At 60.8% G+C, this 15775-nt stretch carries 14 protein-coding genes; 6 read left to right on the forward strand and 8 right to left on the reverse strand.

Annotation, left to right across the window (positions count from 1 at the left end; all coding sequences use genetic code 11):
• The first annotated feature begins 164 nt into the window (after positions 1-164).
• A complete protein-coding gene (gene ygjG, locus CWM61_RS22255; protein WP_023291071.1) occupies positions 165-1544 on the forward strand; it encodes a putrescine aminotransferase in 1380 nt (459 codons plus the stop codon).
• Between the two features lie 53 nt (positions 1545-1597).
• On the opposite strand, the gene lsrG is transcribed toward ygjG, so the two are convergent.
• Genes lsrG through lsrA form a run of 6 tightly spaced genes read right to left on the reverse strand, consistent with a single transcriptional unit; the run spans position 1598 to position 7311 of the window.
• Complete coding sequence (gene lsrG / locus CWM61_RS22260) at positions 1598-1894, reverse strand: (4S)-4-hydroxy-5-phosphonooxypentane-2,3-dione isomerase (RefSeq protein WP_002917723.1); 297 nt, start codon at positions 1892-1894, stop codon at positions 1598-1600.
• Complete coding sequence (lsrF, locus tag CWM61_RS22265; RefSeq protein ID WP_002917724.1) at positions 1891-2778, reverse strand: 3-hydroxy-5-phosphonooxypentane-2,4-dione thiolase; 888 nt, start codon at positions 2776-2778, stop codon at positions 1891-1893. The genes lsrG and lsrF overlap by 4 nt, the downstream gene beginning before the upstream one ends.
• Positions 2779-2789: 11 nt before the next feature.
• Entirely contained in the window at positions 2790-3791 is a 1002-nt protein-coding gene (gene lsrB, locus CWM61_RS22270) for an autoinducer 2 ABC transporter substrate-binding protein LsrB (RefSeq protein ID WP_074387537.1), read from the reverse strand.
• Between the two features lie 2 nt (positions 3792-3793).
• Positions 3794-4792: an autoinducer 2 ABC transporter permease LsrD gene (gene lsrD, locus CWM61_RS22275; RefSeq protein WP_064149422.1), complete on the reverse strand. Its 999-nt coding sequence runs from the start codon at positions 4790-4792 to the stop codon at positions 3794-3796.
• Positions 4793-5827: an autoinducer 2 ABC transporter permease LsrC gene (gene lsrC / locus CWM61_RS22280; RefSeq protein WP_100631954.1), complete on the reverse strand. Its 1035-nt coding sequence runs from the start codon at positions 5825-5827 to the stop codon at positions 4793-4795.
• On the reverse strand, positions 5824-7311 hold the full coding sequence (lsrA, locus tag CWM61_RS22285; RefSeq protein ID WP_100631955.1) for an autoinducer 2 ABC transporter ATP-binding protein LsrA: 1488 nt from the start codon (positions 7309-7311) through the stop codon (positions 5824-5826). Before lsrA ends, lsrC begins: the two co-directional genes overlap by 4 nt.
• A 218-nt stretch (positions 7312-7529) precedes the next feature.
• Between lsrA and lsrR the strand changes: the two genes are divergently transcribed.
• The 3 genes from lsrR to CWM61_RS22300 all read left to right on the forward strand — a co-directional run bounded on the left by lsrR (position 7530) and on the right by CWM61_RS22300 (position 12383).
• A complete protein-coding gene (lsrR, locus tag CWM61_RS22290; protein ID WP_074387534.1) occupies positions 7530-8501 on the forward strand; it encodes a transcriptional regulator LsrR in 972 nt (323 codons plus the stop codon).
• Positions 8502-8538: 37 nt separating this feature from the next.
• Complete coding sequence (lsrK, locus tag CWM61_RS22295) at positions 8539-10137, forward strand: autoinducer-2 kinase (RefSeq protein WP_100631956.1); 1599 nt, start codon at positions 8539-8541, stop codon at positions 10135-10137.
• Positions 10138-10361: 224 nt separating this feature from the next.
• Positions 10362-12383, forward strand: a complete 2022-nt coding sequence (locus CWM61_RS22300) for an NADPH-dependent 2,4-dienoyl-CoA reductase (protein WP_100631957.1) — start codon at positions 10362-10364, stop codon at positions 12381-12383.
• Positions 12384-12657: 274 nt separating this feature from the next.
• On the opposite strand, the gene rlmG is transcribed toward CWM61_RS22300, so the two are convergent.
• Both rlmG and CWM61_RS22310 read right to left on the reverse strand, forming a co-directional pair.
• Positions 12658-13788 (reverse strand): 23S rRNA (guanine(1835)-N(2))-methyltransferase RlmG, encoded by a 1131-nt coding sequence (gene rlmG, locus CWM61_RS22305; protein WP_100631958.1) that lies wholly within the window; start codon positions 13786-13788, stop codon positions 12658-12660.
• 85 nt (positions 13789-13873) lie between these two features.
• Positions 13874-14581 (reverse strand): B3/4 domain-containing protein, encoded by a 708-nt coding sequence (locus CWM61_RS22310; protein WP_074387530.1) that lies wholly within the window; start codon positions 14579-14581, stop codon positions 13874-13876.
• Positions 14582-14624: 43 nt separating this feature from the next.
• Between CWM61_RS22310 and CWM61_RS22315 the strand changes: the two genes are divergently transcribed.
• Positions 14625-15227: a helix-turn-helix domain-containing protein gene (locus CWM61_RS22315; RefSeq protein WP_074387529.1), complete on the forward strand. Its 603-nt coding sequence runs from the start codon at positions 14625-14627 to the stop codon at positions 15225-15227.
• Positions 15228-15246: 19 nt separating this feature from the next.
• Positions 15247-15747: a M48 family metallopeptidase gene (locus tag CWM61_RS22320; RefSeq protein WP_074387528.1), complete on the forward strand. Its 501-nt coding sequence runs from the start codon at positions 15247-15249 to the stop codon at positions 15745-15747.
• Positions 15748-15775 lie beyond the last annotated feature (28 nt).

A 15775-nucleotide genomic window follows, 5' to 3' on the forward strand; every position in this document is an offset into this window, starting at 1 on the left:
GCTCAGGAATAAAACGTGCCAATAGTGGCGCAATGAGATTAAATTTTACACATTTCGTCTTTTACCTTGCATTTATCCCGATTTTCACCGCTTCTGCCGAACTGGCGTAATCCCTGCAATACTTAATCCAGTATCGTGTGATACGTCCGCCCCAGGAGCACATTTTGAACAGGTTACCTTCCAGCGCATCGGCTCTGGCCTGCAGCGCACACGCACTGAATCTCATTGAAAAGCGCACGCTTGATCATGAGGAAATGAAAGCACTTAACCAGGAGGTCAGGGAATACTTTAAAGAGCATGTGAATCCGGGGTTTTTAGAGTATCGAAAATCGGTCACAGCCGGCGGGGATTACGGAGCCGTAGAGTGGCAAGCGGGAGGGTTAAATACGCTTGTCGACACCCAGGGACAGGAATTTATCGACTGCCTTGGTGGGTTTGGCATCTTCAATGTAGGGCACCGTAATCCAGTTGTGGTATCCGCCGTCGAGAATCAACTCGCGAAACAACCGCTTCACAGCCAGGAGCTGCTGGATCCGCTACGCGCGATGCTGGCGAAAACCCTGGCAGCGTTAACGCCCGGTAAACTGAAGTACAGTTTCTTCTGCAACAGCGGTACCGAATCGGTGGAAGCGGCCATCAAGCTGGCGAAAGCCTATCAGTCGCCGCGCGGTAAATTTACCTTCATCGCCACCAGCGGCGCCTTCCACGGTAAATCGCTGGGCGCGCTGTCGGCCACCGCGAAATCGACCTTCCGCAAACCCTTTATGCCGCTGCTGCCGGGCTTCCGCCACGTGCCGTTCGGCGATATCAACGCCATGCGCACCATGCTGAGCGAGTGCAAGAAAACCGGCGACGACGTGGCAGCGGTGATCCTCGAGCCGATTCAGGGCGAAGGGGGCGTGATCCTCCCGCCAACGGGATATTTGCCGGCGGTGCGTAAGCTGTGCGACGAGTTTGGCGCCCTGCTGATCCTCGACGAAGTGCAGACCGGCATGGGCCGCACCGGCAAGATGTTCGCCTGCGAGCATGAGAACGTTCAGCCCGACATTCTGTGTCTGGCGAAAGCGCTCGGCGGCGGTGTGATGCCGATCGGCGCGACGGTGGCGACGGAAGAGGTCTTCTCGGTGCTGTTCGACAACCCGTTCCTGCACACCACCACCTTCGGCGGCAACCCGCTGGCCTGTGCGGCGGCGCTGGCGACGATCAACGTGCTGTTGACGCAAAACCTGCCGGCGCAGGCGGCGCAGAAAGGCGATATGCTGCTGGACGGGTTCCGCCTGCTGGCGCAGGAGTATCCGGACCTGGTGAATGAAGTGCGCGGGAAAGGCATGCTGATGGCCATCGAGTTTGTCGATAACGAGATTGGCTACGACTTTGCCAGCGAGATGTTCAGACAGCGGGTGCTGGTCGCCGGGACGTTAAACAACGCCAAGACGATCCGCGTTGAACCGCCGCTGACCCTCACCCTGGAGCAGTGTGAGCAGGTGCTGAAAGCGGCGCGTAAGGCGCTGGCGGCCCTGCGCGTCTCGGTTGAAGAAGCGTAATAAGTGCCCCTCCCCCTCTCTCTCAGAGAGAGGGGGAGGGTGAATGAATACCCTCACACCTGCGGTAACAGGCCGATAAAGCTGCGCTTCTGCCGCGGCTGCGACATCATCTCCTCCAGCTTTTCGACGCAGGCTAAATAGTGCGGCGTCTTCTTATGCGCCAGCACCGCCTCATCGTCTTTATAGGCTTCGTAGATAAAAAAGCGGGTTTTCACCTCGGGATCCTGCAGGACATCAAAGCGCAGGTTACCCGGCTCCTGCAGCGCGCCTTCGTGGTTGGCGCGAAACACCTCGAGAAACTCATCCACCCGCTCGGGTTTAATATTGATCTCCACCAGCGTGACGTTCATTTCAGCTCTCCCTGTTTTTCTTCCTGCCAGAACTGATACGCTTCGCGCGCGTTCAGATTCTCATGCACCACCTTTTTCACCGCCTTCAGCATCGCGCGCGGGGCGCTGGACTGGAAGATATTGCGCCCCATATCCACCCCGGACGCCCCCTGATCGATCGCCCGCCAGCACATCTCCAGCGCCTCGTGCTCCGGCAGCTTTTTACCGCCGGCGATAACGATCGGTACCGGACAGCTGGCGGTCACTTTTTCAAAGCCTTCCTCAACGAAATAGGTCTTCACAAACTGCGCCCCCATTTCGGCGGCAATCCGGCTGGCCAGCGAGAAGTAGCGCGCGTCGCGGGTCATCTCTTTGCCAACCCCGGTGACCGCCAGGACCGGCATACCGTAGCGATTGCCGGCATCCACCAGCTTGATGATGTTATTGATCGACTGATGTTCGTATTCGCTGCCGATATAGACCTGCGCCGCCACCGCGCAAACGTTGAGACGCAGCGCGTCTTCCATCGCCACCGCCACGCATTCGTTGGAGAGTTCGCTCAAAATCGAATTGCCGCCGGAGGCGCGGAGCACCACCGGCTTATTGGTGGCCGCCGGTACCTGGCTGCGCAGTACGCCGCGGGTGCACATCAGCACGTCGGTGTCGGCAAACAGCGGCGCAATCGACAGGTCGATACGCTCCAGCCCGGTGGTTGGCCCCTGGAAGTAGCCGTGATCGAAGGCCAGCATCACCGTGCGGTTGCTGTGCGGATTAAAGATGCGCGCCAGCCGCGACTGCATCCCCCAGTCCAGTGAACCACAGCCTTTCAGGGTATACAGCGTGTTCTGCTGCGGGCGGTCGATACCGAAGTCCTTACCCTCTTTGATGTCGTCTAAATCAGCCATCTCATCCTCCGTCAGAAGTCGTAGTTGTTGATGTTCTCTTTGCTGAACACCACGCGCTCCGGCAGCAGCACAATACCGTTGCCCTTCGCCTCATACTGGTAGCCCTGCACGCTATTCGGTTCGACCTTCAGCGAGCCGATATCTTTCACCTCAACGCTGTCGCCGACGTTTAGATCGCCCTTTTTCAGCAATCGATCGGCGACGTTAACCGCAATTTTGCCCTGCTGAACCACATCCCACAGGCCGAACGCTTTCACCGTGCCGCGCTCAACGTACGGGCGCATCACGTTCGGTGTACTAAAGCCGACGATCGCCACGCCCTGACGCTTGAGGTTCTCCGCCGCCTGCGCCGCCGCCGGCAGCGCATTGGCATCCGGCGCGATAATGGCGTCGAGATCCGGATACGCTTTTAAGATCCCCTCGGCGGTTTGCAGCGATTTGGTGGCATCGTTATAGCCAAACTGGGTGGTGACGATTTGCCACTGCGGATGCTCTTTTTCGATTTTGGCTTTGGCTTCCTTCACCCACTGGTTCTGGTCGGTTACCGTCGGGCTGGAGTAGAAAAACGCGACCTTGGCGGCAGGTTTGGTCACCTGTTTTTCCGCCATCTCGACCAGCAGGCCGCCGAGCTGCTGCGGCGTGCCCTGGTTGATATAGATGCTGCGGCACTCCGGCTTGGTATCGGAATCCCAGGTCAGGACTTTCACCCCGCGCTGCATCGCCCGCTTCAGCGCCGGGCACAGGCCGTCCGGCGAGACGGCGGAGACGATAATCGCGTTGTAGCCCTGGTTGACGAAGTTGTTGATAAGCTGCACCTGGCCGGAGACGCTGGGCTCGGTGGGGCCGTCATAGGTGACATCCACGCCCAGCGCTTTCCCCGCCTCTTTCGCGCCGTTGCCGCCGCTGGTAAAGAAGCCGACGCCGACCAGCTTAGGAATAAAGGCGATGCGGTCCGCCGCCTGTGCGGTAACCACGCTCATCGCCAGCGCCAGCACGATCAGTTTTAATTTCATTGTTATGCTCCGATTGTTTTATGCGAGAAAAGACGCCGCCAGGTCGCGCGCACCCATTCACGGTGCAGGCTCAGCGAGCGCCCCATCACCACCACAACCAACAGCGCCCCTGACAGCGCGCTCGACACCTGGTTGGGGATGCCGACCATCTGTAAACCCTGTTGCAGATACCCCACCAGCAATGCCGCCAGCGCGGTACCCAGTATCGATCCCGAGCCGCCGTAAATATTGGCCCCGCCGAGTACCGCCGCGGTCAGCGCCGGCATCAGCAGGTCGCGGCCTAAATCCGAACGCGCCGAGCCGAAATAGGAGACCATCACCAGCGCCGCGACCGCCGAGGCGACGCCAACCAGGCCATACAGCACGTACGGGATGCCGTTCACCGACAGCGCGGCATAGCGCGCGGCGCGCGGGTTTTGCCCGAGTAAAAAGAGGTGGCGGCCAAAGCGCCCGCGATGGGCCAACAGCCAGAAGAAAAAGGTGATAATCGCGAATAGCACCAGCGGCAGCGGCAGTCCGGCGAGGGTTAAATTGGCGAAGGCGGTGAAGCTATCGGGAAAACCGCCAATCCCCTCGTAACCGGTCGCGCCGGCCATCCCGGAAAGCAGCAGCGCGCCGCCGCCGTACAGATACAGCGTACCGAGGGTGATCACCAGCGGGCTGATGCCGGTGTAGTGAATCAGCGCGGCGTTGAATAACCCGCACAGCAGCCCCAAGAGCAACGTCAGCGATACCGCCAGCCACAGCGGCCAGCCCGCCTGGGTCATCACCCCGAGGGCGATGGCGCACAGGCCGATGGTCGAGCCCAGCGAAATATCAATCCCGCCGCTGATGATGACCAGCGTCAGCGGCAGCGCGACGATGCCGATGCAGATAAAGTCGCTGGTGCTAAAGAGCAGCATATTGAGATCCAGCATGCGCGGATTCAGCGCGCCGAACAGCAGGATCTCCACGATCAGCAACGCCAGCAGCGCGCTTTCCCAGTTAAGCTTCAGCTTCATTTAAGCCACCTCTTTGCTTTTGCGTTCGGGAAAGCGGGCAATCTGTTTGCCCCCTTTGTTACCGGGCTGGAAACGGCTGTACTTCAGCGCCCGCTGATGGCGGGCCAGGGCCTGGCGCAGGCGGCCATCGAGCACCAGCACGCCGAGCAGCACCAGGCCGGCGATAAAGTCGTTCCACCAGGCGGGAAGACGGAACAGCACCAGTACGGTGTCGATTTGGGTGAGGAAAAAGGCGCCGAGAAACGCGCCGAGCAGCGTGCCGGTGCCGCCGAGCAGCGAGATCCCGCCCAGCACGCAGGCGGCGATGGCTTTCATCTCCAGGCCGCTGCCGGTCTGATTAGGTACAAAACCAATTTGCGCGGCGAAGACGATCCCAGCGCAGGCCGCCAGCATACCGTTGAGGGTAAAGGCCAGCATCCGCGTGCGGTTGACCGCCACGCCCAGCTGGCGCGCGGCGGCGAGGTTATCGCCAACGGCGTAAAAATCACGACCAAAGGCGGTACGCGACAGCAGCCAGGCGCCCGCCAGCAGCAGCGCCAGCACCAGCCAGCCCAGCGGCGACACGCCGATAAACGCGGGCTCCGAGAGCGATTTCAGGCTGTCGGGCAAGCCCTCGATCCATTTCCCGCCGGTCCACAGCAGCATCACTCCGCGATACAACCCCAGCGTACCGAGCGTCGCGACGATCGCCGGGATGCGCAGCCCCACCACCAGCAGGCCGTTAAACGCCCCGGCCAGCGCGCCAATCGTCAGCGCGAAGGCGATAGCCGTCGCCAGCCCGTAACCGTTGTTCAGCGCCACGCCAACGGCGATGGCGCACAGCCCGACGGTCGAGCCTACCGACACATCAATATTGCGGGTCAGCATCACCAGCGTCGCGCCCAATGCCAGCAGGCAGAGGATCTGCGAGCTGGCGAAAATCATCGCCAGGGTCTGCAGGCTGAAATAGGCGGGATTGAGCGCCACCAGCACAACAAAGAGCGCCACGATGGCAAAGAAGGCGCTCAGTTCGCGATTCTTCAGTAACGTTTTCATGCCTGCCCTCCGAAGGCCAGGGTCATCATGCGATCGACGGTCACCGCCTGCCGCGCCAGTTCGCCGCTGTAGCGGCCCTGATGCATCACCAGCACCCGGTCGGCCAGGCCAACGAACTCATCCAGATCGCTGGAGATCATCAACACCGCCACATTTTGCGCGGCAACGCTTTTTAGCAGTTGATAGATATCGGCGCGGGCGGAGACATCCACGCCGCGCGTCGGCTCATCGACAATCAGCAGTAACGGATTGGCTTCCAGACAGCGCGCCAGCAGTACCTTCTGCTGGTTACCGCCAGAGAGAGTGCGCACCGGCTGATCGCCATCGGCCAGCTTGATCCCCAGCGCCCGGTGATAGCGCTCAACCACCGCTGCCTCCCGTTTCCCCTGCTGCCACCACGACGGCTGATTGAACATCACCGTGTTCCAGCGCACCGGCGCATCGAGAAACAGCCCCGAGACCTGGCGGTCTTCCGGCAGATAGACCAGCCCGCTGGCCAACCTGGCGCGGATGCTGTCGCGGCTAATCTCGCGGTTCTCCAGCCAGATCCGCCCGGCGCGCGGTGGGCGCAGGCCGTATAGGGTTTCGGCAAATTCGGTGCGCCCGGATCCCACCAGCCCGGCCAGACCGACGATCTCTCCGGCGCGGATCTCCAGATTGAGATCGATAAAACCTTCTCCGGTGAGATCTTCCACCCGTAGCACGGGAAAGTCCTGCGGTTGAGTACGCCGGTTTCCCGGTAGCGCCAGCCACAGCTTTTGCGTGTCGCTCAGCGCATGGTCGCGGCTGGCCGGCGTCATCGCGTTAATCAGTTGCTCATCGCGATAAGCCGCGGTCTCGCCGCTCAGCACCACCGCGCCATCGCGCATCACCGAAATATGGCTGGCAAGCTGGCGGATTTCGGGCAATTTGTGTGAGATAAAGACGATCCCAACCTCCAGCGCCTGTAACGCGCGGATCTGGCGAAACAACCTCTCGGTTTCACCCGGCGTTAAAGAGGCGGTGGGTTCATCCAGGATCAGGATCCTGGCCTCGCGCATCAGTCCGCGCAGGATCTCGACCATCTGTTGATCGGCTACCTCGAGCGTGCTGGCGCTGGCGTCGAGGTTGATCTGGCAGTTCAGCTGCTGCAGTTTGTCCTGCAACCGCGCGGCGATGTCCGCCCGCTTCGGCAGGCGGAAGAGAATGTTCTCGCGCACGCTGAGGTTGGGAAACAGCATCGGCTCCTGCGGCACCAGATAGATGCCTAACTGATGAGCCAGCGCCGGATTGAGGCGCGCAAACGCGCGTTCGCCGATCGTCAGTTCACCGCTATCCGGCGTTTCGACGCCGGCGATGATCTTCATCAGCGTCGATTTACCCGCGCCGTTGCCGCCCATCAGCGCATGCACCTGGCCCGCGCCTAGCGTGAAATCGATGCCCTTCAGCACCGCAACGCCGGAGAACTGTTTGCAAATCTGACGAGCTTCAAACAGTGGCTTCATCATCGCGCCTCGATTGAACAAATGATTTTTAAATTTAATAATGTTCAAAAGCGTAGACGGTGAACTATATTTACAACCGTGCGAAGATCACACTTTGGTGCTTTAGATCGTCAGGAATAAATGCGCCAGCGATGAAAGATCCGTTTTGCCAGTCGGCTCACACTTTCCGACCGCGCAATAGCGAACATATGATCTAAATTTTTATAAGAGTTCAATTTATGAGCGAAAAACGCATTACGGAAGAGAACCGCTACGCCGGGCTGGCGTTAGCCGAGGAAGAGCTGGTGGCGCGGGTGGCGTGGTGCTACTACCACGACGGCCTGACGCAAAATGACATCGGCGAGCGTTTGGGACTGCCACGGCTGAAGATTTCCCGCCTGCTGGAGAAAGGCCGCCAGTCCGGAGTGATCCGCGTGCAGATCAACTCGCGCTATGAGGGCTGCCTGGCGCTGGAAAGCGAACTCCAGCAGCGTTTTGGCCTCAAGCTTGCCCGCGTGCTGCCGGCGCTCAATACCCCGCCGATGAATACCCGGCTGGGGATCGGCGCGGCGCAGTCGCTGATGGGCATTCTGCAGCCGGGTCAACTACTGGCGGTCGGGTTCGGCGAAGCCACCATGAGCTGCCTGCAGCATCTCAGCGGATTTATTGGCTCGCAGCAGGTGCGGCTGGTGACCCTCTCCGGCGGCGTCGGCCCTTATATGACCGGCATCGGCCAGCTTGATGCCGCCTGCAGCGTCAGCATTATTCCGGCGCCGCTGCGGGTCTCTTCGGCGGAGGTCGCCGAGATCCTGCGCCGCGAGTCGAGCGTGCGCGACGTGATGCTGGCGGCGATGGCGGCTGACGCGGCGGTGGTTGGCATTGGCGCCATCGATCAGCGGCGCGACGCCACCATTTTACGCTCCGGCTATATCAGCGAGGGCGAACAGCTGATGTACGCGCGCAAAGGCGCGGTCGGCGACATTTTAGGTTATTTCCTGCAGGCCGACGGCCGGCCGGTTGAAGGACTGGAGATCCATCGGGAACTCCTTGGCGTAACCCTTGATGAACTGGCGCAGCTGCCAACCATCGTCGGCGTCGCCGGGGGAGAAGAAAAAGCGCAGGCGATTTATGCCGCTCTGACTGGCAAGCGCATCAATGGCCTGGTAACGGAAGAGACAACAGCACGCGCGGTGCTTACCCTGGCCTCCTGATGGTCATACGCCGCGCGACAACAGCGAGGCGCATGTCATGAGTTACCTGTTAGCGTTAGATGCCGGGACCGGCAGCATTCGGGCGGTTATTTTCGATCTTAATGGCCACCAACTGGCGGTAGGCCAGGCCGAATGGAAACACCTGAGCGTCGATAACGTCCCAGGCTCGATGGAGTTCGACCTTACCACCAACTGGCAGCTGGCCTGCCAGTGCATTCGCCAGGCGCTCGACGCCGCCCGGCTCTCTGCCGCCGATATTCAATCCGTTGCCTGCTGTTCGATGCGCGAAGGGATCGTCCTCTATGATCGCGACGGCGAAGCCATCTGGGCCTGCGCCAACGTTGATGCCCGCGCCAGCCGCGAAGTGGCGGAGCTTAAGGAGATCCACGACTATCGTTTTGAATCCGAGGTATACGAGGTCTCGGGACAAACCCTGGCGCTAAGCGCCATGCCGCGCCTGCTGTGGCTGGCGCACCACCGCCCCGATATCTACCGCAAAGCGGCGACCATCACCATGATCAGCGACTGGCTGGCGGCGAAGCTTTCCGGCGAGCTGGCGGTCGACCCGTCAAACGCGGGCACCACCGGCATGCTCGATCTGTTCAGCCGCGACTGGCGCCCGGCGCTGCTGGATATGGCCGGACTGCGCGCCGATATGCTGTCGCCGGTCAAAGAGACCGGTACCCTGCTGGGCGCCGTCACCGAAGCGGCGGCCCAGCAGAGCGGCCTGCGCGCCGGGACGCCGGTGGTAATGGGCGGCGGCGACGTCCAGCTCGGCTGCCTGGGCCTTGGGGTAGTGCGTGCCGGGCAAACCGCAGTACTCGGCGGCACTTTCTGGCAGCAGGTGGTCAACCTGCCGCAGGTGCGCACCGATCCGCAGATGAACATTCGCGTGAATCCGCATGTCATTCCCGGCATGGCGCAGGCGGAATCGATCAGTTTCTTTACCGGCCTGACCATGCGCTGGTTTCGCGACGCCTTCTGCGCGGAAGAAAAACTGATTGCCGAGCGGCTCGGCGTCGATGCCTATTCACTGCTGGAGGAGATGGCCAGCCGCGTGCCCGCCGGTTCCCACGGCGTGATGCCTATTTTTTCCGACGCCATGCACTTTAAGCAGTGGTACCACGCCGCGCCGTCGTTTATTAACCTCTCCATCGATCCGGAGAAGTGCAACAAAGCGACCCTGTTCCGCGCGCTGGAGGAAAACGCGGCGATTGTCTCCGCCTGCAACCTCGCGCAGATCTCCCAGTTCTCCGGGGTGACATTCGAGAGTCTGGTGTTTGCCGGCGGCGGCTCTAAAGGCGCGCTGTGGAGCCAGATCCTCAGCGACGTCACCGGTCTGCCGGTGCGGGTGCCGGTGGTCCGCGAAGCCACCGCGCTGGGCTGCGCCATCGCCGCCGGTACCGGCGCCGGACTGTATGGCGATATGGCCAGTACAGGAGAACAGTTAGTGAGCTGGCACCGCGAGTTCACCCCTAATCCGCAGCATCGCGAGCTGTATCAGGAGATGATGAGCAAATGGCAGACGGTATACGCCGATCAGCTTGGCCTTGTCGATAGCGGGCTGACCACCTCAATGTGGCAGGCGCCGGGCCTGGAGCGCCGCCAGCGCATAATGTCTTCCCCGTCACCCTAATCCTCTCCCGGAGGGAGAGGGAACCGTCCGGCGCTAGCCTTGAATATTGGTGCCGGTCCCCCTTTCCCCCTCTCCCTTTGGGAGAGGGCCGGGGTGAGGGACAACGAGTTCCGTTCTTTGAATCCCATCACAATCACTGCACTCCCCTTTTCCCTTTTTCTCTGCGACGGCTAAATTAGTAACTCATCCGACCACATAACAATAATTTTACATTGGAAGCCATTATGAGCCGCTATCCGTCGCTTTTCGCCCCGCTTGAGCTGGGCTTCACAACGCTCAAAAACCGCGTGTTGATGGGCTCCATGCATACCGGGCTGGAAGAACTGCCGGACGGCGCGCAGCGGCTGGCAGCCTTCTACGCCGAGCGCGCCCGCCACGGCGTGGCGCTGATCGTCACCGGCGGCATCGCTCCGGCCCCCTCTGGCGTTACCATGGCCGGCGGCGCGGTACTCAACGATGCCAGCCATCTGGCGCACCATCGCCATATTACCGACGCGGTACACCAGGAAGGCGGCAAAATCGCCCTGCAGATCCTGCATACCGGGCGCTACAGCTATCAGCCCGCGCTGGTGGCCCCCTCGGCGCTACAGGCGCCGATTAACCGCTTTACGCCCCATGAACTGAGCCACGATGAGATCCTGACGCTGATCGATGATTTTGCCCACTGCGCCCAACTGGCGCGCGAAGCGGGCTATGACGGCGTTGAAGTGATGGGCTCTGAGGGCTATCTGATTAACGAATTCCTCGCCGCGCGTACCAACCAGCGCGACGATCAATGGGGCGGCGATTACACCCGCCGCATGCGTTTCGCCATTGAAGTGGTTAAGGCGGTGCGCCAGCGCGCCGGCCACGATTTCATTATCATCTACCGCCTGTCGATGCTCGATCTGGTCAACGACGGCAGCACGCTGGCGGAAGTCACCGAACTGGCCAAAGCGATTGAAGCGGCGGGAGCGACCATCATCAACACCGGGATTGGCTGGCACGAAGCGCGCATTCCGACCATCGCCACGCCGGTACCGCGCGGAGCGTTCAGCTGGGTCACCCGCAAGCTGAAAGGCGCGGTGTCGATCCCGCTGATCACCACCAACCGCATCAACGATCCGCAGGTCGCGGAGGATATTCTCGCCCGCGGCGATGCCGATATGGTATCGATGGCCCGCCCGTTCCTCGCCGACGCCGAATTTATGTCGAAAGCGCAGAACGATCGTGCCGATCAGATCCATACCTGCATCGGCTGTAACCAGGCGTGTCTCGATCGGATCTTCGCCGGCAAAGTCACCTCTTGTCTGGTCAACCCGCGCGCCTGTCATGAAACCCTGATGCCGGTCCTGCCTGCCAACGCGCCTAAACGGCTGGCGGTCGTCGGCGCCGGGCCGGCCGGTCTAGCCTTCTCCGTTAACGCCGCCGCCCGCGGTCATCATGTCACGTTGTTCGATGCGCTCCCGGAGATCGGCGGCCAGTTTAATATCGCCAAACAGATCCCCGGCAAAGAAGAGTTTCACGAGACGTTGCGTTACTACCGCACCATGCTCGATCTTCATGATGTCGATCTACGCCTGAACACCCGCGTCACGACAGACGATCTGCTGGCGTTCGATGAGACGATCCTCGCCACCGGCATCGCCCCGCGCCTGCCGGCGATCGACGGGATCGATCATCCCAACGTGCTGAGCTACCTTGATGTCTTGCGCGATAAAGCGCCGGTTGGCGCGAAGGTGGCGATTATCGGCTGCGGCGGCATCGGCTTCGACACCGCGATGTATTTAAGCCAGTCGGGCGCGGCCACCAGCCAGAATATCGGCGAGTTCTGCCGTGAATGGGGTATCGATACCAGCCTGCAAACGGCGGGGGGGCTGAGTGCTGAAGGTCCGCAACTGAGTAAAAGCCCACGACAGATTGTGATGCTGCAGCGCAAAGCCAGTAAACCGGGCGAAGGGCTCGGCAAAACCACCGGTTGGATCCACCGCGCGACGCTGCTGGCGCGCGGCGTGAAAATGATCCCGGCGGTTAGCTATGAAAAGATCGATGATGAAGGATTACACGTCACTATCGGCGGCGAGCGCCAACTGTTGGCGGTCGATCAGGTAATTATCTGCGCCGGTCAGGAGCCGCGCCGCGAGCTGGCGGAACCGCTGCGCGCGGCGGGGAAAACGGTGCATCTAATCGGTGGTTGTGACGTGGCGGCAGAGCTGGATGCGCGCCGGGCGATTGCCCAGGGCACTAAACTGGCGCTGGCGATTTAGCGCTGTCCCGGGGGCGGCGCGATGCGCCTTCCCCGGGCTACCACGATAATCCCGGACGGTAGCCCGGCTAAGGCGACAGTCGGTAGCCCGGCTAAGGCGACAGCCGCGAGCCGGGGAAACAGCGACAAGAATCAGCGCTGCTTACGCACCTTGGTTGCTTTCAAAATGACAAACTTATTGTTCGTCGCAATCGTCGTGCAATTACCAAACGCGCGCTTCAGTCGGTAGCCCGGCTAAGGCGACAGCCGCAAGCCGGGGGAAACAGCGACACGAATCAGCGCTGTTTACGCACCTTGGTTGCTTTCAAAACCACGAACTTATTGTTGGTCGCAATGGTAGTGCAGTTGCCGAAAGCGCGCTTCAGTTTACGGAAGTAATCAAGATGGCGGTTGCCGACGACGTACAGCTCGCCGCCGTATTTCAGGCTGCGGCGGGCGTCGTTAAACATCTGCCAGGCGATATGGTCGGTAATCGCGTGCTGCTGATGGAACGGCGGATTGCACAGAATCGCCGTAAAGCGATCCGGCTCAATGCCGGAGAGCGAGTTGTTGACCATAAATTCGCAGCGCTCGATATCATCCGGCAGGTTGCGCTCGACGTTCAACCGGCTGGAAGCCACCGCCATGTGCGACTCATCGGTGAACATCACGCTGGCGTTCGGGTTCTGCGCCAGCGCCTGCAGGCCAATCACCCCATTGCCGCAGCCGAGATCGGCGATCTCGCCTTCCAGATCGGACGGCAAATGTTCGAGGAAGAAGCGCGCGCCGATATCCAGGCCGCTGCGGGCAAAAACGTTGGCATGGTTATGGATGGTCCACGGCGTGCCGTCCAGCTTCCAGCTGTAGGTTTGCGGCGCATCGGCAAGCTTAGGCGCGGTGAAAACGCAGTGGATCAGACGCGCTTTTTTCCACGCCAGCGAGGTGGTGGTGGTGCCAAGGATTTTCTCAAATAGCGCCAGCGTCGAGTTGTGCACATCACGGGCTTTCGCCGCGGCGATAATGCGGGTTTCCGGCGTCACCACTTCGCGCAGGGCGCGCAGCTGCTGTTCGAGTAGCGCCAGCTGTTTTGGCACCTTAATCAGCACCAGCGCCGGCGCTGCCGGCAGCGGGCTCAGGCTATCCTGAAAGCGCACGCTCTCTTCATCGATACCGTTCATCCGCAGGTTGTGGCGGGTCGCCAGCTCGGAAATAAAGGAATCGTTGATGCTGACCGGGTTGCGCTCCGCCAGCGCGCAGGCGAGCGCGCCGAAGCCGTCGTTGAAGATGAGCGTCAGGCCGTCGACGTCATTCACCTGTTGCAGCAGATATTCATCCGCCGCTTCCCATGCCTGTAGCGCTTCTTCTTCAGCGTTAGGTGGGAACCGCTCTAATGTGAATAACTCACCGTTTAACTCTGCCTGGCTCATCGCCTCTCCGCCTCCGGAATACTAAAACCCGCGAGTTTATACGCAAATCCTGTCCAGTTGAAGAGAGATCGCTGATCATCGCCGCTCAGCGTAGATCGCCCTCGTCATCAGCTCGCAGCAGCGTTATCGACGCGCGGGCGCCGGGCATCAGCTGCTGCAGATAGCCTACCAGCTGCTCTCCCGCCTCATGCAGGACCGACAACGGCATCGCCGGCAGGCTTTCGAGAATAAACCACATCGTCTTCGCGCCGCTGTCCAGCCGGGTGCGTACGCCCTGTCGCCAGTTCCAGCGTCGGCAGGTTACGCCTATATCATCCCGCCAGATGACTTCGCCCGGCTCCGGATATTCCACCACCGGCTCTGCCGATTTTAGCGTATCGAATGGCTCATCGCCGTGGGCAATGGTCAGCCGCGGTTCGCCACGGTAGGCGGCCAGATTTTCCCCACCGACCGGGACGGCATAGCGAATGCTGATCGCGTTGTAGATATCCACCACCGGATCGATGGCCGGCAGGCTCCCCTCTTTCAGCACTCGCTTGCGCAGCGCCTGCGCCGAACAGGGGGTACGTTTCGCCTTCGCGCCGAAGGCGCTGAACGCTTCATCCCATGCCGCCAGGTGCGCTTGCGCCCAGGGCACATCATCCTGCTGCACCGCCAGGCAGGCCTCGGCCAGTGCCTGCTCCGCGACGCCGGGATCGGCCACCGGCGCGCTTTCCACCACAATACTTAATGCCCGAAAGCCCGGCACCAGGCGGCTGACCGCAGATTCGATTGACGGCGTTACGCTACGCATTCGATAATCCTGTAATGACCAATTTGTTTCATCATAGTGACCAATGAACGTAAAAGTCAATATAACGACCGATTCAGGATCTAATGTCGACCATGTAAGTCGGGCCGTCGCCACGCGGCTGAAGGCCTACCGTAAAGCGAAAAAAATGTCGCTGGACGAGCTGTCGCGCCGGGCCAGCATCAGCAAAGGTATGCTGGTCGAGATGGAAAAAGAGGCTGCCAACCCCAGCATTGCGATCCTCTGCAAACTCGCCGCCGCGCTGGGCGTATCGGTGGCGGATATTGTCAATGTGGCAAGCGAACCCGCGTTGCATCTTATTCCCGCCGAGCAGATCCCCACCCTCTGGCAAGGCCCGCTGGGGGGCAGCGCCAAGCTCCTCGCCGGCACCGCCGGGCCGAATATGATTGAGCTCTGGCGCTGGGAGATGCAGCCCGGCGAAGCCTTTACCTCGCCCGGCCACCCGGCGACGACCTTCGAGCTGCTGCACGTGGAAGCCGGCGCGCTGACGCTGACGCTTGGCGAGACCTGCCGCACGGTGGCGGCCGGGGAATCCGCGGTGGCCCGCACCGAAACGGAGCACGGGTACCGGAATGCGGGGCCCGCGCCGCTGGTCTTTACCATGACCGTGGCTGAACTGCCCTCCTGACAGACATAATGATAAGACGATGACAAAACTCATTTATTTACAGGGCTATCCTGAATCACTGCTGTCGCAGGTGACGGCTTTAATCGAGCAAGACCGCCTCGGCGAGGTGCTGCAAAAGCGTTATCCGCAGGGGCATGATGTTAACAGCGATAAAGCGCTGTATCAGTATACCCAGGATCTGAAGGCCCGCTTTCTGCGCGGGGCGGCGCCGATCAACAAAGTGATGTACGACAGTAAAATCCACGTGCTGAACAATGCGCTCGGCCTGCATACCGCGATTTCCCGCGTTCAGGGCGGCAAGCTGAAAGCCAAAGCGGAGATCCGCGTAGCGACAGTGTTTCGCGACGCGCCGGAGGCCTTTCTGCGCATGATCGTGGTCCATGAACTGGCGCATTTGAAAGAGAAGGATCACAACAAAGCTTTCTACCAACTGTGCTGCCATATGGAGCCGCAGTACCATCAACTGGAGTTCGATACCCGCCTGTGGCTGACGCACCTTTCGTTAAATCGTTCTGCGTAGTGACGCACTGGTTTTGTCATGATGGCAT

Source organism: Klebsiella sp. K-Nf6, assembly GCF_002806655.1.
Lineage (GTDB): Bacteria > Pseudomonadota > Gammaproteobacteria > Enterobacterales > Enterobacteriaceae > Klebsiella > Klebsiella variicola.

Bases quoted from the DNA above. Each gene is read 5' to 3' on its own strand.
- lsrA (WP_100631955.1), bottom strand. From the start codon at position 7,311: ATGAAGCCACTGTTTGAAGCTCGTCAGATTTGCAAACAGTTCTCCGGC.
- lsrC (WP_100631954.1), bottom strand. From the start codon at position 5,827: ATGAAAACGTTACTGAAGAATCGCGAACTGAGCGCCTTCTTTGCCATC.
- CWM61_RS22320 (WP_074387528.1), top strand. From the start codon at position 15,247: ATGACAAAACTCATTTATTTACAGGGCTATCCTGAATCACTGCTGTCG.
- lsrD (WP_064149422.1), bottom strand. From the start codon at position 4,792: ATGAAGCTGAAGCTTAACTGGGAAAGCGCGCTGCTGGCGTTGCTGATC.
- lsrK (WP_100631956.1), top strand. From the start codon at position 8,539: ATGAGTTACCTGTTAGCGTTAGATGCCGGGACCGGCAGCATTCGGGCG.
- lsrF (WP_002917724.1), bottom strand. From the start codon at position 2,778: ATGGCTGATTTAGACGACATCAAAGAGGGTAAGGACTTCGGTATCGAC.
- rlmG (WP_100631958.1), bottom strand. From the start codon at position 13,788: ATGAGCCAGGCAGAGTTAAACGGTGAGTTATTCACATTAGAGCGGTTC.
- CWM61_RS22300 (WP_100631957.1), top strand. From the start codon at position 10,362: ATGAGCCGCTATCCGTCGCTTTTCGCCCCGCTTGAGCTGGGCTTCACA.
- lsrR (WP_074387534.1), top strand. From the start codon at position 7,530: ATGAGCGAAAAACGCATTACGGAAGAGAACCGCTACGCCGGGCTGGCG.
- CWM61_RS22315 (WP_074387529.1), top strand. From the start codon at position 14,625: ATGAACGTAAAAGTCAATATAACGACCGATTCAGGATCTAATGTCGAC.
- lsrB (WP_074387537.1), bottom strand. From the start codon at position 3,791: ATGAAATTAAAACTGATCGTGCTGGCGCTGGCGATGAGCGTGGTTACC.
- CWM61_RS22310 (WP_074387530.1), bottom strand. From the start codon at position 14,581: ATGCGTAGCGTAACGCCGTCAATCGAATCTGCGGTCAGCCGCCTGGTG.
- lsrG (WP_002917723.1), bottom strand. From the start codon at position 1,894: ATGAACGTCACGCTGGTGGAGATCAATATTAAACCCGAGCGGGTGGAT.